The organism is Parvularcula marina, from assembly GCF_003399445.1.
Taxonomy (GTDB): Bacteria; Pseudomonadota; Alphaproteobacteria; order Caulobacterales; family Parvularculaceae; genus Parvularcula; species Parvularcula marina.
The window spans coordinates 1489279-1511910 of the sequence record NZ_QUQO01000001.1; the positions used below are offsets into that span (position 1 = coordinate 1489279).

Sequence of the window (22632 nt, forward strand, 5' to 3'; positions counted from 1 at the left end):
GCCCGCTCCGGCCGCAGGGCGCAATCATGCAGATGCCCTGCTGGACTTCACAGAAAAAGGAGACCCGGCGGGACACCGGATCTCCTCTTCGGGCAGGCGATCAGAGAATTGAGGGCAGCAATTCACTCCTCGCCTTTTGGTCAGTCAGGCATGAGCAGGGACCCTGACTGACCCAAGGCGCGTTGTCAGAGGGCTTTTGACACGCGCTCAACCGTTTCTTCCGTCGTCCAGACGCCGTTAGAGACGTAACGGAAATTGATCAGTGCAGCGAGGTAACCGTCGCCATCCGGCACGATGGCACCAGCCGTTGCGTCTTTGACGACAGCAACCTCGAAGCCCTGTTCCAGTAGCTCATAAAGATGCGCCTGGGTGCAGAGATTGGCCGACATGCCCGCAAGGATCACCTTGTCGATGCCGCGCTTACGAAGCTGGAGCGCAAGATCATTCTGCTCAGGGCCATAGATTTTGTGCGTACTCGTAATAACCGTCTCGCCGTCATGGATGTACTGGCGATATTGCGGCATGAAGTCAGAGCCGGAATTGGCGAACCCTTCGAGCGTATAGGGATCTTTACGGTCGAACATGCCGATCGAGTGCATCAGGCGTTCGAGCGCGCCTTCGAATTGCCAGCCATGGTCTGTCGGATAATAGTGGTGGGGCGAGATGAAGAGCGGCAGATCTTCATCCTTTGCCAGCTTCATCAGGCGTTCTAGGTTTTCGACCGTGTTCTGCTCGGTGACACTCTGGCCGATCACACCCCAGCTCACCCCATCGGGAGAGAGAAAGTCGATCTGCGGGTCGGTGATGACGATGGCCGTGCGCGACCGGTCAATCTCCATATCGATCTGCGGCAGCGCAGGCTCTGCCGGCTCGGCATAGGCCGGGTTCGGTGACGGCTTGACCGTCATCATGGATTCAACAGCTTCACCAGCGGCCATTTCAGCCATGAAGACGAGAGCCGTGACAGCACCTTTGAAGAAAATAGACATGTTACTCGTTCCCTTTATCTGTATAAGGATTTTCAGTCCGTGCTCGATGAGCGCAGGAATGACATTGCGGTTGATTTCAGCTTGCCTGCCAAAGAGCCCGACCATTCGCGTAGCCACAGGGCCGCATAGATTTCCTGATCGAAATGCCCCGAGCTGAGGGCATGTGATGTCACGTCTTCCAGTCTCTGCTTGCAGTGATGGGATCCGTGATCAGGGGACATGGCGCCCCCCTCCTCCCTTATGTGCCCAGCGCTGGCAGCCAGCACATTCGCATGTGTACGGATTTTCTTAGTTGCCGAATTGCGGGTCATCTTTGCTCTCTCCATGACAGGCAGTCTTTTCGGTTTCCGGCCAGCTCCCGAAGGATAACCGATCGGTACATGTAAAATACGCACATAAACCGATCGGTCAACCCACTTTGATAGATTTTCTGACAGAAATCCGCTCGATGGTGCGTATTCTGTTGATAATATTAGGATTTCTGAGGGTAGATTTTTGCAGCGGCACCCTCTAGGTGTGGACCGATCAGTATATGAGAGTACCCATAATGAGCGAATCCAAGAGAGACCAGCTAGTGCAGCGCGCGCTGCAGGTCTTCTATCAGGGGGGATTTCACGCTGTCGGCATGGATCGGCTGGCAAAGGAGACTGGCGTTTCCAAGACGGCGATCTACAAGCATTTCCGGACCAAGGATGATCTGATCCTCGCCACGCTGCGGCTGCGCGACGAGAATTTCCGGAACTGGATGATCCGCGGCATCGAGGAGGAAGCCGAAACGCCGGAAGCTCGCCTTTATGCGATCTTTGATGTGCTGGGGCAGTGGTTCGCCGAACCCCAGTTCCGCAGTTGCATGTTCATCAAGGCGTCCTCGGAATATCAGGACCGCAAGCACCCGGTGCATGCGATCTCTGCCGAGCACAAAAGGCTGATCCACCGCTATTTCGAGGGGCTGGCCGAGAAAGCCGGCGCTGCCGAACCATCAGCCCTCGCCGACCAGCTTTTGCTCCTCAAAGAAGGCGCGATCGTGCTGGCGCACCTTCTCGATCCAAAAAAGACCGCGATTGATGCGAAGGCCGCAGCAACCGTGCTGATCGACGCTGCACTGCGGCCCGTCACAGATTAGGCAAGACCGCTACATTCAACGGAATAAATACTCAGTATACTGCTGGGCTATGCCGCATTCCACTTACGTATGGCCGTTCGACGCGCCTTGAGCGGCTCTTCAACAAAGGCCACGACCAAAGCTGACACAATGAGTGTGATGATGGTTCCAACTAGGAATCGCTCCAGCCAGCGCTCCGCCCCCATCGCTGTTGCGAGTGCTGCGCACGGCCAATGGACCAGGAACACAGGATAGCTCAACGATCCCGCCCAATCGGCCATCATGCTTCTCTTTGTGCTTTTCAGGAAGAATCCGAAGGCCATAAAAAGGACATATGGACCCACCCACAGATTCAGCCATGACCAGATATCTTTTGGGCTACCGCCTTTGAGATCGAACAGAAGCGGAGTTGCAAACAAGATGACGGGCAAAGCGAGCACTGCAGCCCATTCGATGATCGTTGGTATCTTGCCTTTGAACTCGTATCTGAGTGCGCCTAGCGCGAATGCATATCCAGAAGCGATCCAGTTGCCGTAGTATGGGGCATTACTCATCCATGCCCAGATGAAAGGCATGATCATGAATGACATCAAAACTGGAACACGGAATTTTTCGACAGCCGTATAAAGAATAAAAAGAAGAACATACCAGACGAGCTCCACATGGAGCGACCAGGACGGCGGCAGGAAGCGTTGCGGATTGCCCTGCTGCCCAAAGATGATCAGGTTTCCGAACAAATTGCTTGCCGTTTTCGGAAGATCCATAGCGCCGTTCGTCGTCTTCGCGACTTCTGGTATTGTCAGCACAACAACAAAAGCAAAGATCGCGCACGCCCAGTAAATTGGGTATATTCTCAAAAACCTGTTGGTGATGAACGCTTTTGCCCTGTCTTTGTACGCCTCAGACAAAAGCTTTGCGATCAGATAACCGCTGATGAAAAAAAACATCATCACTGCGACTCGTCCCGCTTGGGGCGCGATCGGCCTCCAGAGATGGAAGACCACGACGGACATCGCGAGGAAGAAGCGAAAATAGGCCAACCGAGTGAACATGAGACACTTTATGCGTTATCTGAAGTACGATCACTACTTTTGGTTGACGCCCTAAGCAAGTGCGTCTCGACCGCGCAAGAAAATCAAGAGCATTTGCATTTTCAGGGGATTGCCCCATATCCTGCTGACATGGCCGGTTAAGTCTGGATCCAGGAACCTGCTCCGGCCCTCATATTCCCCCACAGGCGCGAACCTGGAATCGCTCCTTCGATAGGACAGACCCGATGAGCGTCATTGCCTACGATTCCAAGTCGCATGCGCCCTCCAAAGAGAAGGCCGGCGCCGAACCCACTGCCGCAGAAGCCGAAGAGGCCGTGCGCACCCTGATCCGCTGGGCAGGTGACAACCCCGCCCGCGAAGGGCTGCTGGATACGCCCTCCCGCGTGACCAAAGCCTTCAAGGAATGGTTCGCCGGTTACGCTGAAGACCCCGCGGAGGTTCTCGCCCGCACCTTCGAAGAGGTTGAGGGTTATGACGATATCGTCGTCATGAAAGACATTCGGCTCGAGAGCTATTGCGAGCACCACATGGCGCCGATCATCGGCAAGGCGCACGTCGCCTATCTGCCGGATGGCAAGGTCGTCGGCATCTCCAAGCTTGCGCGGCTGGTCGATATTTTCGGCAAGCGCCTGCAGGTGCAGGAGAAAATGACTGCGCAGATTGCCCAGACGCTGGATGATGTCCTCAAGCCGCGCGGCGTCGCCGTGATGATCGAGGCCGAGCACCAATGCATGTCGACCCGCGGCATCCACAAGCACGGCGTTGATACGCTTACGACCCGCTTTACCGGTGTCTTCAAGGACGACCCGGCAATGGAAGCGCGGTTCTTCCGCCTGATCGGCCGATAAACAGACCCATTTCTGGCATGTGAGCCCCCGAAGCCCTGCTCACGGGGCCACTTGTCCGACAGGCGCAAAATTTTCGCCTGCACCTGCAACCGAATTCACCGGGCCGCGTTTCGTTATCGGCACCATGTGTTTTGGGCGGTAAAAGCAGGCGCATACTTTCATGATTGGACACGTTCCTCCCCGCAGTCGTCGGGAGAAAATCATTGTCGTGACGGGCTCCCGTCAGAAGGGGCGGCGCACATGCTGAGACGGCAGGCAGCCAATCACGGCAAGCTCAGCTTTCTTTCAGGCGATGGCGAAATGGCCCGCCGGATCCGCGAGATGGACTGGAAGAACCATCCATTGGGCGTGCCGGAGAACTGGCCCGCATCTTTGCGATCCGCGCTCGGCATCGCGCTCAATTCTGCTTATCCGACTGCGATCTATTGGGGGAATGAGCTCCGGCTTCTTTACAATGATGCGTGGGCGCCCATTCCGGGGCCCCGCCACCCAGCCTCCCTGGGGGCGCCGGCGAAGGACGTCTGGCCGGACATCTGGGACGTTATCGAGCCGCAGTTCCACAAGGTGATCGAAACCGGCAGCGGCGTCAGCATGGCCGACCAGTTCCTGCCGATGACACGTTATGGTGTGCCTGAAGAGACCTATTGGACCTATAATTTAACGCCCATACGGAATGATGACGGCCTCATCGTCGGCATCTTCAATTCAGGACATGAGACGACCACCAATATTCTCATTCAGCGTAAGGACAAAGCCATCCTGAAGCTGAACGATGCGTTGCGCAATTGTACTGATCTGGAACTAACTTACCGAACAGCTCTTGACCTGATCGGCACGACAGTTGGCATCGACAGAGCCGCGATCATTAATCTGGATTCCGGCGAAGAGACGGCCAGCATCACACAGGAGTGGTGCACGGAGGGACAGGATCGCCTCAATGTCGAGCAAAATCTTTCTGACTGGGGGGACTGGATCGCGTCAGAAATGCGCAATGGCCATATCGTCAAGCTGGATGATATTCATCACCATAATGACAAAAAAATCCATTTCGAATTCCTTGACCAAAACGGAATTGCAGCGCTGCTGGCTATCCCCAAACGGACGAATGGCGTTCTGACAAGCGTCATTCTCCTTAGCAAACAAGCGCCCCGCGACTGGAACGAGATTGACATCTCGACGGCGGAAGAACTGCTGGAGCGCACAGAGCACTGGATCGAGCGCATCCGGAACACTGAACGCGAACACATCATGATGCGCGAGATTGACCACCGGGCACGAAATGCCTTGGCCGTTGCGCAATCGGTTGCACGTCTCACCCGCGCCAGCACGATTGAAGACTACAAGCAGAAGATCGAGTCGCGCTTTGCTGCGCTAGGCCGTGCGCATAAGCTTCTCGCCACCGAGCACTGGCAGCGCGTCAGCCTGAAGACATTGATCGAGCAGGAGCTCGACATATTTGCAGCCGAGAATTCTAAAATCGCCGCGCTTGAGGGCCCGAATATCCAGCTTCGCCCGGAATTTGCGCAGACTACGGAGCTTGTCATTCACGAGCTTGCGACGAACGCCTCCAAACACGGCGCGCTCAGCGATCCTTCGGGCGAGTTGAAGATCAGCTGGGCGATCTCAGAAGACCGGCTGAATTTTGAATGGGTTGAAACCTGGAAGACGAAGAAACAGTCCGATGCGAAGGGCAATGGCTTTGGCTCGATCCTTCTTGATCGGATCGTCTCGAACCAGTTGCAGGGTGAAATCAACCAGACCGTACATGAGACCGGCTTTACCTGCCGGATCGAATTCCCCCTCAATCCGCAGGCAGAGAGACGCGATCAAGAGACCCGACAGGCGCCCGCCGCCCCTGACACGATCAGGATCCTGATTGCTGAGGATGAAGCGATTGTCGCCATGGATATCGAATCCATGATGACCTCAATGAATTACGATATATTCGGATGTTTCGGTACGTTCGAAGAGACGATGAAAGCGATTGAAACAGGAACGCCTGACCTCGCACTGCTGGATGCGAACCTGCATGGCGAATCGTCCATTCCGATTGCGGAGAACCTGATCGCCAGAGGTGTTCCAGTCATCTTCGCCACGGGCTATTCAGAGCTGACCGGCAAGCTTGCCGAATATTCGGACCTTACCATTCTCACAAAGCCTGTGGATGAAGGAAAGCTCGCCCGCGCAATTGAGGCCAAGCTGTCCGCCATCCGTCAGTAGAACAATTCCCACCCCGACACGCCAAAAATCGGCAGTGTTTACTCCGTATCCGGCGAAAGGCGTTCGAACCGCATGTCGAGGCTTGGCACATCAATGCGGAGAACCTCGCGTGTGTCGACTGAAACATAGATCACATTTTCGGGCGTGACGTTCTGCACCTCTATGCGGAAGGCTTCGGCCTCGCCAGCCGGAATTGCAACACTCACCCTGCCCGTCACTTCCAGGGTCACCTCCTCGATCGCCCCTGAGAGGGAGCTGAACCAGGGAAAAGTGAAACGATGCCCCTCATTGAGAGGCAGGGCCGCGGCAAGGCCAAACAGTGATGCCCGCGAGAGGAGGCCCTCTGGCGCCTCCTTCTCGAAGGGAACAACCCGCTTTTCAAGATCGCCCGGTCGTTTGAGCCGGTATTCTCCAGTGACTGTCCCGTTACTGAAGGAAAGATCCGCATCAATGATGGAACCGGAGAAATCTCCGTCGATGATTTCCCGACGCGGCAGAAAGCTCTCCGCATCAAGAATGATCGTGCCGGTTTCCTGAATGTCAGGCCGCATCACCGTCGTTTCATCGATGACATAGAGCCCGTCTTCAAAACGGGTGGAGTATGTCATCTGCCCCCGGACTTCGTCTTCCTGAACAAGCTGGAAAACAGCTTTTCCGACAGGAACAAATTCGCGCGCAAAACTCAGCTCTTCAGCTTTCACCATCGAGCCGAAACCCGCGACGAGCACGAGACCGGATAAAAGTAGTTTCAATGTGACCTCCCTCAATGTCCTGTTGCAGTGAGGTTAAGCGCATCGGCCCGGCGGAGATAGCGCCATGTCCGCTTCCCGATCATCCCGTCGGCGCGTCAGATCCGTCGTCGGCAGGTTTATCCTGCCCCTCAGCACCCAGCTTGACTACAAGCTCTTTCGGCCCCTCATGTAGGTTTCGGCCTCGCCAGCCTTGGATCGTAAGTTTAACCCTGCCCGTTCAGGTTGGAGAAAGTGTCCCCTGACGTCTTGGAAGACGGGAACGGCGAAACGAGATCTCCTTCCCTCCGGGACAGAGCGGCGGCGAGGCCGAACTGGTCGGGCGATATCACTGCGATACCGCACCAAGCTCTGGTGCATCCGCATGGCGGACATAACGAAGATTCCAGACGATCTGCGGCGCGCTCCACTCCCCTTCAGGGTCCTTCGAGACGAACTCTCCCCATGAATGAAGCGAGCCATCCTCTTGAGGCGCCCAGCGCCAGGTTCGCTTGCCGATCTTGCCGTCCGGCGTGTCAAATTCCGCAGTCGACAGGGTCATCACCCCGTCCTCATCAAGCTTGCCTGTAAGTTCGATCGGCCAGCCGCCATTTCCGAGCCAGACCTGTTTCCAGCCGCCGCTTAGCAATGGGTAGCTGAACGAGATCCCGCCATAGCGATAGGGCGCCCCGGCAGTACGATATCTATCCGTCATCTGCTGCCATTCCTGATGAATGACGCAGTCATTGTTGATCTTCCTGATACGGTCGATGCCTTGAACGACTCCTGTCTCCCAATCGAAGGCAACCCACTCTCCCACCCACATATCGAACTGGGTGTAGGGCGCCTTCTCGCACGGTGGCGCAAAATCGCCTGAGGGCTGCGCGCCTAGCGCAAGGAGAGAGACCAGTAGTGACGAAGAGAGAAGAGACATGATGAATCCGGAAGCTGTCGTTTCGCCTCTTCAATTTCCTCCTGTGTGCCTGCCTGACCAGAGGCGGCAAGCTGATTAGGGACGGTAGAACAAGGCGCTGGGACGAATGGACAGCTTTGCGGGACGGAAAAAACCTGATCACTACCTCCCCCCATCTTCTCAATCAGGTGGAATTCGGCAAGTTGAAGGGCATGGTTTTCCCCGGTCTCAACTCCATGCCGAGACGATGGCAAGACGCGGTGCGTGTCGCACTGGTCACCGGGCTGATCTGGCTAGTTTTCGTCGGCCTGCTCTCTGCCTTTACCTATGTCGACATGAACAGGGCCGGACGCGAAGTGACTTATCTGCGCGCCTTCAAATTCTATGGTCTCGGCTTTTTCTGCTGGCTGTTTCTCGGGCCGCTTAATTTCGCCATTGCGCGTGATCTTGGCATGGAAGGCAGCCGACTGCGCACAGTTGTCCTCGTTGCCATAGGCTCGATCCTGACCAGCCTTGTGATCATCTTTGCCTATGTTTTGCTCTTTTATGCGCCGCTGATGGGCCAGACAGCCGGTGAGGTTCTGAAGTCATTACAGCTGATCGACTGGGCCTGGGATACGATCCTTTTCGGGACGATTTATCTCTCGGGCCTTGCCCTTGGCCAAAGGGTGAGAACACCACCTCCCGAGTCGTCCAGTCCAACACGTGTCGCCGTCAAATCTGCTGGCCGTATCGACTATATCGAAGTGAACGACATTCTCGCCGTCTCGGCGCAAAGCAATTATGTCGAACTGATCTGTGCTGAACGTACGCACCTCCACCGCTCCACCCTGTCAAACTTCATTGAGCAGTATGCGGATGCCGGGTTCATCCAGATCCATCGATCGCATTATGTCCGCGCCTCTGCCGTGGAGTCGATCCGTGCGAATGGCGGACAGGGCCGGCGCGTCATCCTGAAGACAGGACAAAACCTGCCGATCGCGAAGAACTACTGGAGCGGCATCGAGGAAGTGATTGGCGGTTAAGGCGCTCTACTTTCCGTCTTCGCTCGGCTAGAGCGGGCCCCATGACAGACCCTCGCGACGAAACTACGGCGTTCACCCCTAAATTCGGGGCGGACGGGCTCCTACCCGCCATCGCGGTCGATGCTGAGACAGGCGAGGTTCTGATGCTCGCTTATATGAACGAAGAGGCGCTGAAGCGGACGCTTGCGACAGGTGAAGTCCATTACTGGTCCCGCTCGCGGGCGGAACTCTGGCACAAGGGCGCGACTTCCGGGAACATTCAGGAACTCGCGGAAATCCTGATCGATTGCGATCAGGACACGCTGCTCCTGCGTGTCCGGCAACGGGGCCCCGCCTGTCATACGGGGCGGCCGAGCTGCTTTTACCGCAAGCTCGTCACAGATAACCCCGAAAGCAAAGAATTGAACGGGACTGTTCAGCTAAGATTCATGGATGTGGAGTAGGCAGAAGATCGATCCAGCGTGGGAGTATGGGATCAAATGTCTTCGACTAGCATCAATATTGAAGATCTGCCGCCTGAAACAAGTGCGGCCATGTTCAACAAGCTGATTGCCCGTTTCTGGTTTTCACCATTCGCCATCAGTGCCGCGACCATCGTCGTCGCCGAGCTGATGCTTCTTGCCGGCAAAGTTTATGGCGGCATGGAAGTTTCTGGCGATGTGCTGGCCGCGTTGACATTCCTTGCTGCGGCCATGCTGGTGGCCGGGACCATGCCGGGCTGGAACTGCCTGAAATGGGATGACACCGGCCTCGACCAACATGCGGGCCTGACCCATTTCCACGTTGACTGGAGCCAAGTGAAATCGGTCTCCCCGATGCCAGGGGGTTTGCGGATTTCCTATGTCGATACGGACGGCGCCCGCCCCGTCGTCAAACGCGGCTTCATCCAGAACCGCTATGCGATGGAAGGCGAGAAATTCCGCCGCCTGATCGAAGAGCAGTGGCTGGACAAGGCGTCGCTTAGCTGATTGCCGGACGCGTCGGAGACGGCTTTTCCATAAGGCTGGTGAATGCCGCCGTCCAGAACAGCATTGGCCCGAGCGCCAGCGCATAGAAAAGCTCTGACTCAGTGAAGCTACGGATCAACAGCACGACGACGATCAGTAGAAAGAAAATATCTGCTCGCTCCTGATTTCGCCACCACGCGCCGAATGTCAACAAGCCCCCGCGTACATAGGTATAGATCGCTGCCAGAAGTCCGATGAGACCCAGATGCACAGTCGTCTCATAATAGGCATTATGGAACCGGAACTGGCCGTCTGAGCTGTAGAACTGATCCGCAAGGCGCACGGCAGTGAAATTATCCGCGAGCCAGAAATTCCCAGCCCCCACCCCGAGTAGCGGGTGTTTTGAGATTGCATCATTCCCGGCCGCCCAGATAACCGTCCGTCCCGTGAGGGACTGGTCTTTTCCAAAGGCGCCAAGCGTATCCTCGATCAAATTGACCCCGTAGAAATTGGTCAAGACGAGAAGGCCGAACGTCATGACTGCAATGCCGCCAAGGACAAGTGCAGGACGAAGGCCCCTGATATGCACGGCAGGGCGCCAGATCAGCACGAGGCCGAGACCGAGCGGGATGGCGCCAGCAAGGAGTAGGATTGCCGTCGCAGAGAGCGCCTGCGCGATCAGGCCCAGCGCCACAGCTAGAATGCAAGCCGACAGTAGCCGCAGGACAGGCCGGCATTGGCTGGAGAGCGTTACAGACAGGGCCGCAATACTTAAGATCACCATATGCTGGGCAAGAATGTTCTTATGCGGAAAAACCCCGATCAGGGCGAAGCCGCCATCGGCCCCGCCAATCCATTCGCGTGTGCCGGTCAGCGCGGAGGCGACCGCCAGCATTCCTTGCCCGCAGACAATAGCAACCGCCACCTGCCGCGCATCGAGGCGGCTTGCCACCCCTGCGGCAAACAGCATGGCGAGCGAGAAGAGCGCCCCATACCGGATCGCCACCATCATATTGTCCGCCCAGAGAGCAGAGATCAGGCACAGAACGGGTAGAACGAAAAGCGGCCAGCCCTTGCGGACGACCGGCAGGATTGAGCGCCAATTCATCCCTAACCAGAGGATGAGGAGAATGGTGAAAGGCAACCGGAGCGGCTGCGCCATCGGAAAACCAAGCGGCATAATGACAAATGCGCCCATCGCCATCAGCTCATCGAGCAGATTTCCTCGGCCCGGCTGCAGAGAAATCCGCGCGGAAACCGGCGAGTTGGGGGCGGCAAAGGCCGAAAACGGGGCAGACTGGCTCATCACGGGTATTTCTTCCGCAAAATTCACGCCATTGGCGAGGCTTTGGGCTCAATGTTGACGTTTTTCCTAACTAATTCGTTTTAAACATGAATCATGGAGTTGGTTCTGAAGTCAGATGCCGTCGCAAATGTCGACGCGCTCGCCCGGCGGATCGTCGTGGCGGTACCGACTCTTAATGAATCTTCAACCATCGCGGCCTGCCTCACCTCCCTGATGAAGGGAAATGAGAACATGCAGTTCCTTGTTCTCGACGGTGGCAGCGATGACGGCACACGCGAGATCGTCGCGCTTCTCGCGGCGAAACATCAAAATCTCTCCTTGCACCACAACTCCCGCCGCAATCAGGCCGCTGCTATAAATCAGGCGAGCCAGATTGCGGACGGCAAGCGAGATATTCTGATCCGTTGTGATGCGCACGCGATCTACCCAGAGGGCTATGCTCTTTCATTAGGTCAAAAACTTATCGAGATGGGCGCCGACAGCGTCGTCGTACCGATGGATGCGGTCCATACGGAGGATGCTGGCTGTTTTGAGCGCGCCAATGCGATGATCGTTGATACCCCGCTCGGCTCAGGCGGATCGGCCCACCGGGGTGGTCGGAAATCCGGTTTTGTAGATCACGGCCACCATGCCGCCTTCTGGCGAACGCGGTTCGTGAAGCTCGGCGGCTATGACGAGGCGATGCTTGCCAATCAGGATGCGGAATATGACACTCGCCTGCGCGCAGATGGCGGCAAGATCTGGCTCGATGCCGGAATCAGACTCGACTATTTTGTCCGCAAGACACCGCGGTCCCTCTGGACGCAATATTGGCGCTATGGACGGGGCCGCGCGGATCATATCCGCAAGCACCTTGTCACGCCGCGCATCCGTCAACTGATACCCGTTCTTCACGTTCTTGCCCTGATGTATTCAGGTGCCTTCCTGACAATGACCAAATGGGCGACCGCCTACCCTGTCGTTTACGGCGCCACGGTTTTGGGTGCGGGTGTCTGGGCGGCGCTCAAGAACCGCACGCGTTGCGGGCTGATGGCGCCGCTGGTCCTTGTGATCATGCACACCGGTTGGGGGCTGGGGTTCATTCGGGAGATGATCGTCCCGATGCGGAGGCGTTAAGTGAGGATTGCCGTTTTCGGCCATGATGCAGCGGACACCATGCTGGCTCGGCGGATCGGCATGATGGAACGGCTCGGCCATGAGGTCACAGCCTTCACCATGCGGCGCGATGAAGCCAAAGACCGCGGCTGGAAGAATATCGATCTCGGCCAGACCTATGATGCCAAGCTCTTCCACCGGGCGTGGGCCGTCCGCGGCGCGATCAAGCGTTGCAAACAGCACGCTCGCCTTCAGGGAACGGATCTTTTCTGGGCCCGCAATCTCGATATGCTGACAGTCGCCATCGCCGCCCGCCGCGATGCGCGCAGCCATGCACCCGTGATCTATGAGACGCTCGATATCCACCGGATGCTGACCAATAAAGGTACACCATACGAGATGTTGCGTAAAATTGAGCGGCGCCTGATGCGCAATGTCTCGATGATTGTGACCTCCTCTCCTGCTTATGAGCGGGAATATTTTGACCGGATCCATCCCGGCCACCCCGATGTCGCGCTGATCGAGAACAAGCTACCGCTTGAGGGACTTCCGCCGCGTCCCGCAACGCCGCTGCGTGACGGACCACTGCGGCTTGGCTGGGTCGGTGTCCTTCGCTGCGCCCGATCCTTCGCCATGTTGCAGGAGATCGCCAAAACCTTTGCGGGCCGTATAGAGGTGATCCTGCATGGCGCACATGCAGCTGACCAACTGCCTGATTTCGAAGAGGCTGTGGCGCGGACGCCGCATATGACCGCTTACGGACGTTATACCTCCCCCATCGACCTGCCAAAGGTGTATGGCGATATCGATATCGTCTGGTCCGGGGATTATTTCCAGTCACGCGGCGGGCCGGTTGCGATTGGCAATTCAAGTTGGGCGCTGGCCAACAGGCTTTATGAGGGCGGCTATTATGGCGTGCCCGCGATTGTCCCGCAGGGTACAGAGATGGCCCGGTGGATCGAGCGTGTTGGCACTGGCCGTGTAATCCCTGAACCCGTCGAAGAAACCCTGCCGCGCCTTCTCGAAGAGCTGATGGCCGGGGGCATCGTCCCTTTGCGTCAAATCGTTGCGGATACACCGTCCACGGTTTTTGTTGATGACGGCAGTGAGCTTGACGCCCTCCTCTCCCGACTTGAGAGCCAATGACGGAGCTGGTCGTCGCCATCTGCACCTATCGGCGCGACAGCCTTGCAAACGCAATCCGGTCGGTCGATGCGCAAGGTCCTTTGCGCGCAAGCCGCATTCTGATCATCGATAATGACGAAGCACCTACCGCCAAGCCGATGATTGACGGCCTCCTGACATCGATCCGTACCCCGCTTGAATATCTCCACATGCCGGGCCGCAATATCGCGCTCGCCCGTAATGCGGCCTTGGAGCACTCCATGGGCAACCGGCTCGCCTTCCTTGATGATGACGAAACGGCAGCGCCTGACTGGCTGCTCGAGCTCAACACCGTTCTGAGCCGCGCCTTCGGCGCCGTGATGGGCCCGCAGATCGCCGTCTATCCTGATACTGCGCCGACCTGGATGACCGAACTTTCACCCCATAGCCATTGGCCGAAATCAGAAGACGGCATCGCCCTGACCGGTCACACGGCCAATTGCCTGATCGATCTCTCACACCCCGTCATGGCAGAAATGCGGTTCGATGAAGCACTCGGCCGCCGCGGCGGCAGTGACAGCGCCTATTTCGCGGCCGCGCGAAAAAAAGGTGTGCAGCTTGGCTACGCTCCTGATGCCCATGTCTTTGAACCTGTCCCTGCGGCGAGAATGTCACGCCGCTGGCTCCTGCGTCGCCGCTGGCGGGTCGGAGAAGTACTGGCAGATATTTCGGAGGCGAACCGGGCCTCACTTATACTGACGGCTTTTGCCAAGACAGGATGGTGCGTCGGCGCTGCGGCGCTCTCCGTCTGGTCGCCTGCCCGGTTCCACAAGGCGCTTTTCCGGGGGGCAATGCATGCCGGGATGGCTGCAGGCGCAAGCGGCATCAGGCTCGGTGAATACTACAGGGAAAAGTAGCAGTATGGTGCAGAGTTTCCCGCATCGCTTGCGAAGCCGCATGTCATCAAGGTTTCAATCGCCCGGGACTTTCCATGCTCCGGGCTTTGAGGCACAAAGTGAATGCTAGGGTATGGATGAGGGCATCAATGGCACGATCACTTGAACGCGGGGTCCGTTTCAGCGGCGCGAGCGGGTCTATTCTCGCCATGGTGCTGTTCATCGGCGCGGTGAGCTTTGTCGGCTTCTACCTGTCGCCATGGTCGCCCAACCCGAATGACCTGCTGGTCGAAAGCTTCTACGCCAACCCCTATCTGAACGGGCTGATCCTGTTCGTCCTCGTCCTCGGCATTTTCTATAATATCCGGCAGGCCCTCGTCGTTGATCCGGCGATCCGCTGGGTGAATGCCTTCCGCAATTCCGTCGACCCTTCACGTACCCGCCTGCCGCGCCCGCCTGCCCTGATCGGCGCGATGGCACGCATCCTCCTCGATGCTGATGAACGCGGCGGCCGCCTCAGCCAGGCGTCGGCTCGCGCGATCCTTGATTCCATCGGAACACGGATCGATGAGGGCCGCGAGACCGGCCGTTATGCCGGGAACCTCCTCGTCTTCCTCGGCCTGCTCGGCACCTTCTGGGGCCTCCTGCAGACCGTCACCGATGTCTCGGGTGTCATCTCTTCGCTGGGTGCAGGAGATGCAGGGCAGGACAGCGCGACCGCGGTTTCCGCGCTCATCAACAACCTCAATGAGCCCCTGTCGGGCATGAACACAGCGTTCAGCTCGTCCCTCTTTGGCCTTGGCGGCTCACTAGTCCTTGGCTTCCTCGATATCCAGGCCGGTCAGGCGCAGAACCGTTTCTATACCGATCTTGAGGACTGGCTCTCCGGGATCACCGATAATTCCTCACATCAGGGCGGCGGTGACACCAAGAATTTCAGCGATATCGGCGATGCGATGGCCCATCTTCATGCCGCCATCAAGGAGCTGAGCGCCGGGCAGGCCGATGCCGCGCAAGGCGTGCGCGAGGAAATCAAGCAGCTCGGGCGTACCCTTCTTGAAGGCGATGACGCCGTTAAACGGCGCTAGGGAGCCTATAGATGGCGCGTCGCCGTTCACGTTCATCACAGGCCAATATCTGGCCCGGCTTTGTCGACGGTCTGTCGACATTGCTTCTTGTGCTGATGTTCGTGCTGTCGATATTCGTCGTCGCGCAATTCTATCTCGGTGAGCAGCTCACCAAGAGCCAGGAACGCCTGAATGAGCAGGACAGCGAGCTGAGCCGCCTGCGCGCCGAACTGGCCGCTCTCGCCGATGATCTTGCTCTCGCCAAGGCGGATGCCGCGCGCCTGACCGATGAGAACTCCTCCCTGCGCCTTGATCTCGATGTCCTGCAGGACACGATTGATGACAAGAATGCGCAGATCGCTTCGCTCGGCACCGCCATCGCGGCGTCTGCGGAGGAACTCGAGGCCGAGAAGGCCCTGACCGAGGACCAAAAATCCGAAATCGCGACCCTCAATGCCCAGCTTGCCGCCTTGAGGCGCCAGCTCCAGAGCCTGCAGGAAGCGCTCGAAGCCGCCGAAGCCAAAGACCTTGAGCAGCAGGCTCAAATCGAGAACCTCTCCTCGCGCCTTAATGCGGCGCTCGCACGGAAGGTTCAGGAGCTATCGGAAGTCCGCTCACGGTTCTTCGAAGAAGCCCGCTCGGCGCTGCAGGACCTGCCCGGCGTCACGGTGCGCGGTGACAGGTTGATCATCAGCGGCGATGCACTTTTCGGCTCCTGCGAGGCGACCCTCTCCGCCGGCGCACAGGAAAGCCTCGACGGGGTCGCCATCGCGATCCTCGAAATCGACCGCCGCATCAAGCAGCAGATTGCCGGCCGCGAGAATGACGAAGCAACCCAAGCGATCCAGAACTGGGTTATCCGGGTCGACGGCCATGCCGACCAGACCCCGCTGGGACCGAGCTGTGCCGCCCGTTTCGTGGACAACAAAGGCCTCTCTACCGCCCGCGCTCTCTCGGTCACGCGCTATCTAGAATCGCGCGGCGTGCCGTCCCGCCGTCTCGTTGCGAGCGGCCTTGGGGATGACTTCCCACTGGTCAGCGGCCGGGATGCCGCCTCGCTTGCCCAGAACCGTCGCATCGAGTTCAAGCTGACCGAGCGCTAATCCACTGACATTCATGTGTTTCCGCTACTTGCGGGGAAGATGAGCGGATTTTAACCGCTGATCTGCCCGCGGGGACTTATCCCCGCCATATTCAGATCGCATATTCTGAATACGCAACGGATCGGGGCTCTGCCTCTCCCCCCCTCGTTGGGCCTCGATTCGCCAAGTCGGTTTTGCGGCACGTTGCCCCCCAACCTGCCGTAAACCGGAACCCCGAAGCCCTGGCGCGCTCCCCACATGCGCCAGGGCTTTTTCGTGGGCGCGATAAGAGAGGCGGGACCGCTGGACCACGGCCCGGCAAACCGGATAGGCGCTGGGGCGTTCAGTTTTAGAAAGCCCCGCCCATGCATTATGCGCTAAGTATCTTTTTCGCCGTTTTTCTCGCCGAACTGGGTGACAAGACCCAGCTGGCGACAATGCTCTTTGCGACGGACAAGCAGCATCACCCGCTGATGGTGTTCGGCGCGGCGGCGTCCGCCCTCGTCCTCTCAACGGCCATTGCCGTGGCGCTGGGGGTGGCGGCAGAGAAATATCTCTCGATGATCCCGCTCAAACTGATCGCCGGGCTCGGCTTCATTGCCATCGGCATTTTCACGGTCTGGGACCATTTCAACACGAGCGCTTAAGCGACCTTGTCGACCGTCCAGTCCGGCCGGGCATAATGGCAGGTATAGCCGTTGGGATGCTTCTCAAGATAATCCTGATGGAAGTCCTCGGCCTCCCAGAAGACACCAGGGGCGGCAAGTTCCGTGACGAGCTTGCCCGGCCAGCGGCCAGAAGCCTCGACCTCCGCCATCACTTTCTGGGCAATCGCTTTCTGTTCGTCTGACGTGTACCAGATCGCGCTTCTGTACTGGCTGCCAATGTCATTACCCTGACGGTCTTTCGTCGTCGGATCATGGATCTGGAAGAACCACAGGAGCAGTTTCTCATAAGAGACGACATCCGGATCGAAGATGATCTCGATGGCTTCGGCATGGCCGGTCGTGCCGGTTTTGACGTCCGGATAGGTCGGGTTTTCAAAGGCCCCGCCGGTATAGCCGACACGGGTGCGAAGGACGCCCGGCTGGTTGCGGATCAGATCCTGCATCCCCCAGAAGCATCCCCCGGCCAGCACGGCGCGTTCGGTTTTCTCCGCCATGGTGAATTCCTTTTCGATCATTTCTCATCGGGCCATATGGGAAGCCCGGACATTTCCTCAAAGGCCGGCGCCTGCATCGAGAGCCGCCGACAGCATGGCTGGGAATTCGGTGTTGCCGATCGGATAGTTACGGTCGGCGCCCGTCATCACGACCAGCACCTCGCGTGAAGGGTCAACCCACATGACCTGACCATTATAGCCGTGGAAGCCGAAAATCGCGCTGTCTTGGAATGGTACCCAGAAGTGAAGGCCATAGCCGAAATGATCCGATGCCGGTTCATGGCTCGGCTGGGGCGGGGTCGTCACCAGCGTCATCCAGCCCTCAGGCAGAAACGCCTCGCCATTCACAATGCCGTCATGCATCGCGAAAAGACCGATCTTGGCGTAGTCCTCAAGCCGGATATTGATGCAGCAATAGCCCAGCTCTTTTGCGTCCCTCGCATTGCGATCAAGCAGCCACGTCCCGTTGCCAAGCCCCAGCGGCGCGAAGAGCTTTTCCTCGGCCAGATCGCTCAGTTGACGGTCATAAGCGCCGCGCACTACCGCTGAAAGGACGATGGTGTTCGGAGACTGGTAGTTGAACTCCGTGCCCGCCTCTTTTTCACGCTTATAGGTACGAACGAATTTGTCGACATCCTGATTGAGGAAGAAGACATTGAAGAAGAGCTTGCGCATATCCGAGCCGATGGCTTCATAATCCTCAATAAAGTCGATGCCGCTCGACATCATCAGAAGGTGCCGGATCGAGGTCGAACCGTAATCCGTCCCCTGATAGACAGGCGCATATTTCTCGGCCGGGTCATCAATACTGTCGATGACGCCATCCTTGATCCCCATGCCGATCATGAGAGAGATGACGGATTTTGCGACAGACCAGCTCGTGTGAAGATCATCTGCCGTCTCACCGCGCCAGTATTCCTCGAAGACGACCGCGCCATCTTTCACGACCATCAGCCCAGTGATGTCATGGTCACGAGCATAATCCTCAACCGTGCGGGCCTCGCCGTCATGGGTGTAGGCAATCTCAAGTGGCCGGATATCGCGCGGCAGGCGCCGGAATTCGGTGGAGGCGGCCATCTCCCGATGCGGGAAGACATCCGACATCGAGCGATAGAATTGGGTTCTGTCCTCGGCATTGCGGCCTTCCCAGACACCGGCGGGCGAATAAGGCGCCCACGGACGGTAAAACCACATCAGAAATACGACCAGAAGAGCGGCCACCACGCCGCCCAGAACGACCGCGATGGTCTTCCAGTTCAGATTAACACTCACCCCATTCCTCCCGCATTGTTATTTTTGTCGGTATAAAGAGTTCAGTTGCCGGCCCCGTATCGGATTCGGCCGAACATGCTTGCGATGCCGGCCGGATCAAAGCCTTTCTTTGCGGCTTTCGCCTTCCATTTCTCGAAGCTCATGACATTGCCGATGCGGTCATCAAGAAACGCCCAGCTTGCCGAATATGGCGTCTCGCCGTCTTCTTCATCATCCGCGAACCAGCGTGTCAGAGTCGAAAGATAAACCGCCGAGAGGGTCGCGCGCTTAGTGTACCAGTTTCCATCAGTCGAGATGTCGCCCAGCGCGCGCCAGATCGCGCCTGCCGTCCGCCACGCCAGTCGCGCGCCCAAGCCCGCCAGATGCGGCAGAGTCAGGACGGCCCCGGCACGCCGAGCAGCTTCCCGATGTGGCGTCAGTTGCTCAATGCGGCGGCGGACGAGCCAGGTGACCTTGTCCCGGATCCGGGCGGGGGGCTCTTCGAGCGCCTCATAGGCTGCCATCATCGCGAGATCCTCGCGCTCGGCCCAGAAATCGAGGACATCCGCAATGCCTTTAGGAAACAGGCGTTTCAGCGCGCCATCGGCCCGCGCGGCGGCGTCTATACTGGCCGCCTCACAGGCATTTTCCAGTGCCGTTTCGTTCCATCCTTCAAAGGCTGCCTCTTCCAGCATCGCCTCAAGAATGGCGTGCCGTTGCCTCTCTGCCGCATCGCTCATCATTTTTACGTCTAACCTCAAATCCGGGCCAATTGTCATGCCCCATTATATTGGACTCTTTGACCTTCATCTGATAGGGGCCGGGGCTCCGCCGCAGGTCTTACGGGCTGCGGCACGATATCTCATGTACCGAAAACCCTGAGGAATAGGGGGCGAGCCGCCCCGAAACATTGAGGAGACCGCGTCATCGTTACCATCGTCGTGCGCGACAACAATGTCGAGCAAGCCCTTCGAGCGCTGAAGAAAAAGATGCAGCGCGAAGGGACTTTCCGTGAAATGAAACGCCGGAAATTCTACGAGAAGCCTTCCGAACGGCGCGCCCGCCAAAAGGCCGAGGCCGTCCGCCGTGCGCGGAAGCTTCAGCGCAAGAAGATGCAGCGCGAAGGCCTCATCTAAGGCCAACGCCGTCCTGACGGATCAAAAAGCCGCCCGGCCTTGCGCTGGAGCGGCTTTTTTCGTTGGTGCAAGCCCCTGAAGAGCAGAACATGCGAGGCTGAAGCGTCATCCTCTGGAAATACAGATAAACACTGGGCGCCCTGCTTGTGATCCTGACCACTGTGAAACTATCAAAGTCATTGGCCGGGACATTGAGAATTCGGGCGAAGCCATCGACCGCGGTGTCTCAATTGAGGTCGAGAACGAAGCCGCCCCGGCCGGAGCCCGAGACGCGCCGACTTTTCCATTTTGCGCAAACGCGCCTTGCGGCCAGCCCCATTTTTAAAAGGGGGCTAGCCCCCGACATATCTCCCCGACAGCAACGACAAAGAAGGGAGACATCGAAATGTCTGGACTGTACATGCTCGATGACGTGAAGGCCGGCCCGCGGCTGGCCCTTCGCGCCGCAGAGGACAGAGGCACAGCCGATCATGGCTGGCTGAAAACCGCCTACAGCTTCAGCTTCGCGGATTATTACGACCCCAAGAACACCCATTTTGAGGCTTTGCGGGTCATCAATGATGACTGGATTGCTGGAGGCAAGGGATTTCCCATGCACCCGCATCAGGATTTCGAAATCTTCTCCTACGTCCTTGAAGGCTCAATTTCGCACAAGGACAGTATGGGGAACGGTTCGACCGTGAAGGCGGGCGGGATCCAGTATATGACCGCAGGTTCGGGGGTCATGCATTCGGAATTCAATCCGAGTGCGACCGATCCCATGAAGCTGTTGCAGATCTGGCTGATCCCGGCCACGCGCGGAGCCAAGCCCCGTTATGAGGTCATGGACCTTTCGCCCGAGGACAAGGATGGCAAGCTCGCCCTCTTTATCTCCGAGGACGGACGGGACGGCACGATCCGAACACTCGCCCCGGCGGAAGTCTATGCTGGGACATTCGATGGCGATCAGAAAGCGTCGCTGACGCTGCGTGACGGCCGCCGTGGATGGATCCAGGTCGCCCGCGGGTCTGTCCATGTGAACGGCCAGAAGCTGACCCATGGGGACGGGCTTGCCGTCCTCGATCCCGGTGAGGTGTCTATCCACGATGGCGAGGACGCCGAAATCGTCGTCTTTGACCTCAAACAGCTCTCTTAAGACTGTGGCCGGTCTGCCCTAGGCAGGCCGGTCCGGCCGTTATACGGTAACATTGTCTTTTAAAGGGCTGGTTATGAAACGCATCCTGTTCGGCGCGCTTGGCGCGATAACATTGCTCGGCGCTCAAGCCGTGGCCCAGAGCAATTCGATCGGCAGCAGCGGCAGCCAGTCTTCCGGCCCGGTGCAGGTACACGAAGCGACCAGCCTGACCGAGATGAAGAGCCTGATGACGGCTAATGGGCTGGCGGTGAGCCAGATCCAGGGGCCGAGCAGCCAGATGCTCCTCGTCTCCACCCCGCAAGGCGGGCAGTTTTTCCTCAACCCGCGCGGCTGCGCTGATCCAGCGAGCCAGACCGGCTGCAAGATGGTCGAGCTGGCCGTCCCCTTTCAGGGTGCCCCGGCCAGCACCGAAGCGGTCAATAATTTCCATATCAGCGCCTCGCGCCTTGCCTTTGCCCTCACCGGCTCAGACGGCACGGTCGTCGCCTATAAACTCTATTATCCCGGCGGGATCACGGATGATCACTTCCTCTTCCTGCTGACGGGCTTCCTCCTCGATGTGGAGAGCTTTGCCAGCAAATATAGCGGCGCGAGCGGACAGCTTGTGAGCTTTGAGGAAGAGTCATTCCCGCCGCTCGCCAAGACGGTCGCCATGTCGGCGAGCGATCTTTCTCCTTATGCGCCCTATTTTGCCGTTGAGACGAAAAACGGGCCGGAGACGAAATTCCTTGGCGGCATGCTCGACGATATCGCAGAGCAGTTCGGCAACTAAGCGCTCAGTCTGATCAGAAACCGAGGACCACGGACGCTTTCAACTGAGTGTCCGTCGCCTCGCGGTCTTCGGCCGGATCGGTTTCGTGCTTGATCTGATAGGCCAGCCGCGTCGAGAGCGTCTTGGTGATTTTGGTCTTCAGCGACAGCCTGCTCTCTAGCGTTGAGTTATTCTCCGTCCAGGTCGCATCAGCATCATGCTCAAGTTCGACATTCTCACGGATGTGCCAGTCCATCTCACTGCCGAGGAAGACTGCGATCTCGGTTTCCTCTGACTTGAATTCGGGATCGGGGCTGTCAGGCTCGATGAAGACCGTATGGCGGATACCGGGACCAGCAATGACGTCCCAGTTGAACTGATCGCCAATGGCGATCTCGTGGCCCATGCCTCCGCCCACGAAAGCCCGGCCATCATAGCCGGAGAAAACATCGCGTTCGTACCGCGCGCGGCCATAGGCAAAGGTGCGGTCGCCTGTCTGGACCTCCAGCCGGTACTGGCCGAACCATTTGTTCTGGGTCTCTTCGGTGACCTTCGCGCCTTCGACTTCCTTGGTCGTGCGGGTGAAATCGCCGGCGGCTTTGAGGTCGTGCGAGTAGCGCCCCAGCACGCGCTTTGCCTCGAACCGGGCACCGAGCACCGAATTCTCCGTATTCCCCGTTGCCGAAGACGCCGAGAACTCAACCGTGCCGTCCCAATTGTCCTCGCCTTTTTTAATTTCCGCCTCTGACGCGAGGGAGGGGGTGGCCCAGATCAGGATCAGAGCCGGCAGGACACTCGAACAGCGCATCGGGATAGCCTCTTA

General features: G+C 58.1%; 25 protein-coding genes. 15 read left to right on the forward strand and 10 right to left on the reverse strand.

Annotation, left to right across the window (positions count from 1 at the left end; all coding sequences use genetic code 11):
• Positions 1 to 185 precede the first annotated feature (185 nt).
• A complete protein-coding gene (locus DX908_RS07040) occupies positions 186 to 989 on the reverse strand; it encodes a cysteine hydrolase family protein (RefSeq protein WP_199564625.1) in 804 nt (267 codons plus the stop codon).
• Between the two features lie 32 nt (positions 990 to 1021).
• The gene (locus DX908_RS16165; protein ID WP_147303747.1) at positions 1022 to 1300 is read right to left on the reverse strand and encodes a hypothetical protein; all 279 of its coding nucleotides are present in this window, start codon (positions 1298 to 1300) and stop codon (positions 1022 to 1024) included.
• A gap of 236 nt (positions 1301 to 1536) precedes the next feature.
• Between DX908_RS16165 and DX908_RS07045 the strand changes: the two genes are divergently transcribed.
• A complete protein-coding gene (locus DX908_RS07045) occupies positions 1537 to 2112 on the forward strand; it encodes a TetR/AcrR family transcriptional regulator (RefSeq protein ID WP_116391697.1) in 576 nt (191 codons plus the stop codon).
• Positions 2113 to 2159: 47 nt separating this feature from the next.
• Here DX908_RS07045 and DX908_RS07050 read toward each other — a convergent pair whose 3' ends face one another.
• Positions 2160 to 3143, reverse strand: a complete 984-nt coding sequence (locus DX908_RS07050) for an acyltransferase family protein (RefSeq protein WP_116391698.1) — start codon at positions 3141 to 3143, stop codon at positions 2160 to 2162.
• A gap of 224 nt (positions 3144 to 3367) precedes the next feature.
• On the opposite strand from DX908_RS07050, the gene folE reads away from it, so the two are divergent.
• Together folE and DX908_RS07060 are read left to right on the forward strand one after the other, a co-directional pair.
• Positions 3368 to 3991, forward strand: coding sequence for a GTP cyclohydrolase I FolE (gene folE / locus DX908_RS07055; protein WP_116391699.1), 624 nt, complete (start codon positions 3368 to 3370; stop codon positions 3989 to 3991).
• Between the two features lie 240 nt (positions 3992 to 4231).
• Positions 4232 to 6211 carry an HWE histidine kinase domain-containing protein gene (locus DX908_RS07060; RefSeq protein ID WP_116391700.1) on the forward strand — a complete coding sequence of 660 codons (1980 nt, stop codon included), beginning with the start codon at positions 4232 to 4234 and terminating at the stop codon, positions 6209 to 6211.
• Between the two features lie 38 nt (positions 6212 to 6249).
• Here DX908_RS07060 and DX908_RS07065 read toward each other — a convergent pair whose 3' ends face one another.
• Together DX908_RS07065 and DX908_RS07070 are read right to left on the reverse strand one after the other, a co-directional pair.
• Positions 6250 to 6963, reverse strand: coding sequence for a DUF3108 domain-containing protein (locus DX908_RS07065; RefSeq protein ID WP_147303748.1), 714 nt, complete (start codon positions 6961 to 6963; stop codon positions 6250 to 6252).
• Positions 6964 to 7288: 325 nt separating this feature from the next.
• Positions 7289 to 7873: a hypothetical protein gene (locus DX908_RS07070; protein WP_116391702.1), complete on the reverse strand. Its 585-nt coding sequence runs from the start codon at positions 7871 to 7873 to the stop codon at positions 7289 to 7291.
• Between the two features lie 191 nt (positions 7874 to 8064).
• Between DX908_RS07070 and DX908_RS07075 the strand changes: the two genes are divergently transcribed.
• The 3 genes from DX908_RS07075 to DX908_RS07085 are packed head-to-tail and all read left to right on the forward strand — an operon-like array spanning position 8065 to position 9845.
• Positions 8065 to 8877: a LytR/AlgR family response regulator transcription factor gene (locus DX908_RS07075; protein WP_147303749.1), complete on the forward strand. Its 813-nt coding sequence runs from the start codon at positions 8065 to 8067 to the stop codon at positions 8875 to 8877.
• 41 nt (positions 8878 to 8918) lie between these two features.
• The gene (gene hisI, locus DX908_RS07080; protein ID WP_116391704.1) at positions 8919 to 9320 is read left to right on the forward strand and encodes a phosphoribosyl-AMP cyclohydrolase; all 402 of its coding nucleotides are present in this window, start codon (positions 8919 to 8921) and stop codon (positions 9318 to 9320) included.
• A gap of 36 nt (positions 9321 to 9356) precedes the next feature.
• Positions 9357 to 9845 carry a hypothetical protein gene (locus DX908_RS07085; protein ID WP_116391705.1) on the forward strand — a complete coding sequence of 163 codons (489 nt, stop codon included), beginning with the start codon at positions 9357 to 9359 and terminating at the stop codon, positions 9843 to 9845.
• Here the strand turns inward: DX908_RS07085 and DX908_RS07090 are convergent.
• The gene (locus DX908_RS07090) at positions 9838 to 11130 is read right to left on the reverse strand and encodes an O-antigen ligase family protein (protein ID WP_116391706.1); all 1293 of its coding nucleotides are present in this window, start codon (positions 11128 to 11130) and stop codon (positions 9838 to 9840) included. The two genes, DX908_RS07085 and DX908_RS07090, sit on opposite strands and share 8 nt — an antisense overlap.
• Positions 11131 to 11223: 93 nt before the next feature.
• On the opposite strand from DX908_RS07090, the gene DX908_RS07095 reads away from it, so the two are divergent.
• The 6 genes from DX908_RS07095 to DX908_RS07120 all read left to right on the forward strand — a co-directional run bounded on the left by DX908_RS07095 (position 11224) and on the right by DX908_RS07120 (position 17021).
• Positions 11224 to 12246, forward strand: a complete 1023-nt coding sequence (locus tag DX908_RS07095) for a glycosyltransferase family 2 protein (protein WP_116391707.1) — start codon at positions 11224 to 11226, stop codon at positions 12244 to 12246.
• Positions 12247 to 13371 carry a glycosyltransferase family protein gene (locus DX908_RS07100; protein WP_116391708.1) on the forward strand — a complete coding sequence of 375 codons (1125 nt, stop codon included), beginning with the start codon at positions 12247 to 12249 and terminating at the stop codon, positions 13369 to 13371.
• On the forward strand, positions 13368 to 14246 hold the full coding sequence (locus tag DX908_RS07105) for a glycosyltransferase family A protein (RefSeq protein ID WP_116391709.1): 879 nt from the start codon (positions 13368 to 13370) through the stop codon (positions 14244 to 14246). Before DX908_RS07100 ends, DX908_RS07105 begins: the two co-directional genes overlap by 4 nt.
• 128 nt (positions 14247 to 14374) lie before the next feature.
• Complete coding sequence (locus DX908_RS07110) at positions 14375 to 15313, forward strand: flagellar motor protein MotA (protein ID WP_116391710.1); 939 nt, start codon at positions 14375 to 14377, stop codon at positions 15311 to 15313.
• 11 nt (positions 15314 to 15324) lie between these two features.
• Positions 15325 to 16395, forward strand: a complete 1071-nt coding sequence (locus DX908_RS07115) for an OmpA family protein (RefSeq protein WP_116391711.1) — start codon at positions 15325 to 15327, stop codon at positions 16393 to 16395.
• A gap of 344 nt (positions 16396 to 16739) precedes the next feature.
• Positions 16740 to 17021, forward strand: a complete 282-nt coding sequence (locus DX908_RS07120) for a TMEM165/GDT1 family protein (protein ID WP_116391712.1) — start codon at positions 16740 to 16742, stop codon at positions 17019 to 17021.
• Here DX908_RS07120 and msrA read toward each other — a convergent pair.
• Genes msrA through DX908_RS07135 form a run of 3 tightly spaced genes read right to left on the reverse strand, consistent with a single transcriptional unit; the run spans position 17018 to position 19566 of the window.
• Positions 17018 to 17536, reverse strand: coding sequence for a peptide-methionine (S)-S-oxide reductase MsrA (gene msrA / locus DX908_RS07125; RefSeq protein WP_116393021.1), 519 nt, complete (start codon positions 17534 to 17536; stop codon positions 17018 to 17020). The two genes, DX908_RS07120 and msrA, sit on opposite strands and share 4 nt — an antisense overlap.
• A gap of 57 nt (positions 17537 to 17593) precedes the next feature.
• The gene (locus tag DX908_RS07130; RefSeq protein ID WP_116391713.1) at positions 17594 to 18808 is read right to left on the reverse strand and encodes a serine hydrolase domain-containing protein; all 1215 of its coding nucleotides are present in this window, start codon (positions 18806 to 18808) and stop codon (positions 17594 to 17596) included.
• Positions 18809 to 18849: 41 nt separating this feature from the next.
• Positions 18850 to 19566 (reverse strand): COQ9 family protein, encoded by a 717-nt coding sequence (locus DX908_RS07135; RefSeq protein ID WP_116391714.1) that lies wholly within the window; start codon positions 19564 to 19566, stop codon positions 18850 to 18852.
• A 147-nt stretch (positions 19567 to 19713) separates the two neighbouring features.
• Between DX908_RS07135 and rpsU the strand changes: the two genes are divergently transcribed.
• The 3 genes from rpsU to DX908_RS07150 all read left to right on the forward strand — a co-directional run bounded on the left by rpsU (position 19714) and on the right by DX908_RS07150 (position 21830).
• A complete protein-coding gene (gene rpsU / locus DX908_RS07140; protein WP_116391715.1) occupies positions 19714 to 19923 on the forward strand; it encodes a 30S ribosomal protein S21 in 210 nt (69 codons plus the stop codon).
• A gap of 385 nt (positions 19924 to 20308) precedes the next feature.
• A complete protein-coding gene (locus tag DX908_RS07145) occupies positions 20309 to 21058 on the forward strand; it encodes a pirin family protein (protein ID WP_233508650.1) in 750 nt (249 codons plus the stop codon).
• Positions 21059 to 21131: 73 nt separating this feature from the next.
• Entirely contained in the window at positions 21132 to 21830 is a 699-nt protein-coding gene (locus DX908_RS07150; RefSeq protein WP_116391717.1) for a hypothetical protein, read from the forward strand.
• Positions 21831 to 21843: 13 nt separating this feature from the next.
• On the opposite strand, the gene DX908_RS07155 is transcribed toward DX908_RS07150, so the two are convergent.
• Entirely contained in the window at positions 21844 to 22617 is a 774-nt protein-coding gene (locus DX908_RS07155; protein ID WP_116391718.1) for a DUF481 domain-containing protein, read from the reverse strand.
• Between the last annotated feature and the right edge of the window lie 15 nt (positions 22618 to 22632).

Bases quoted from the DNA above. Each gene is read 5' to 3' on its own strand.
- DX908_RS07040 (WP_199564625.1), bottom strand. From the start codon at position 989: ATGTCTATTTTCTTCAAAGGTGCTGTCACGGCTCTCGTCTTCATGGCT.
- DX908_RS16165 (WP_147303747.1), bottom strand. From the start codon at position 1,300: ATGACCCGCAATTCGGCAACTAAGAAAATCCGTACACATGCGAATGTG.
- DX908_RS07045 (WP_116391697.1), top strand. From the start codon at position 1,537: ATGAGCGAATCCAAGAGAGACCAGCTAGTGCAGCGCGCGCTGCAGGTC.
- DX908_RS07050 (WP_116391698.1), bottom strand. From the start codon at position 3,143: ATGTTCACTCGGTTGGCCTATTTTCGCTTCTTCCTCGCGATGTCCGTC.
- folE (WP_116391699.1), top strand. From the start codon at position 3,368: ATGAGCGTCATTGCCTACGATTCCAAGTCGCATGCGCCCTCCAAAGAG.
- DX908_RS07060 (WP_116391700.1), top strand. From the start codon at position 4,232: ATGCTGAGACGGCAGGCAGCCAATCACGGCAAGCTCAGCTTTCTTTCA.
- DX908_RS07070 (WP_116391702.1), bottom strand. From the start codon at position 7,873: ATGTCTCTTCTCTCTTCGTCACTACTGGTCTCTCTCCTTGCGCTAGGC.
- DX908_RS07075 (WP_147303749.1), top strand. From the start codon at position 8,065: ATGGTTTTCCCCGGTCTCAACTCCATGCCGAGACGATGGCAAGACGCG.
- hisI (WP_116391704.1), top strand. From the start codon at position 8,919: ATGACAGACCCTCGCGACGAAACTACGGCGTTCACCCCTAAATTCGGG.
- DX908_RS07085 (WP_116391705.1), top strand. From the start codon at position 9,357: ATGTCTTCGACTAGCATCAATATTGAAGATCTGCCGCCTGAAACAAGT.
- DX908_RS07090 (WP_116391706.1), bottom strand. From the start codon at position 11,130: ATGAGCCAGTCTGCCCCGTTTTCGGCCTTTGCCGCCCCCAACTCGCCG.
- DX908_RS07095 (WP_116391707.1), top strand. From the start codon at position 11,224: ATGGAGTTGGTTCTGAAGTCAGATGCCGTCGCAAATGTCGACGCGCTC.
- DX908_RS07105 (WP_116391709.1), top strand. From the start codon at position 13,368: ATGACGGAGCTGGTCGTCGCCATCTGCACCTATCGGCGCGACAGCCTT.
- DX908_RS07110 (WP_116391710.1), top strand. From the start codon at position 14,375: ATGGCACGATCACTTGAACGCGGGGTCCGTTTCAGCGGCGCGAGCGGG.
- DX908_RS07115 (WP_116391711.1), top strand. From the start codon at position 15,325: ATGGCGCGTCGCCGTTCACGTTCATCACAGGCCAATATCTGGCCCGGC.
- DX908_RS07120 (WP_116391712.1), top strand. From the start codon at position 16,740: ATGCATTATGCGCTAAGTATCTTTTTCGCCGTTTTTCTCGCCGAACTG.
- msrA (WP_116393021.1), bottom strand. From the start codon at position 17,536: ATGGCGGAGAAAACCGAACGCGCCGTGCTGGCCGGGGGATGCTTCTGG.
- DX908_RS07135 (WP_116391714.1), bottom strand. From the start codon at position 19,566: ATGACAATTGGCCCGGATTTGAGGTTAGACGTAAAAATGATGAGCGAT.
- DX908_RS07145 (WP_233508650.1), top strand. From the start codon at position 20,309: ATGTCTGGACTGTACATGCTCGATGACGTGAAGGCCGGCCCGCGGCTG.
- DX908_RS07150 (WP_116391717.1), top strand. From the start codon at position 21,132: ATGAAACGCATCCTGTTCGGCGCGCTTGGCGCGATAACATTGCTCGGC.
- DX908_RS07155 (WP_116391718.1), bottom strand. From the start codon at position 22,617: ATGCGCTGTTCGAGTGTCCTGCCGGCTCTGATCCTGATCTGGGCCACC.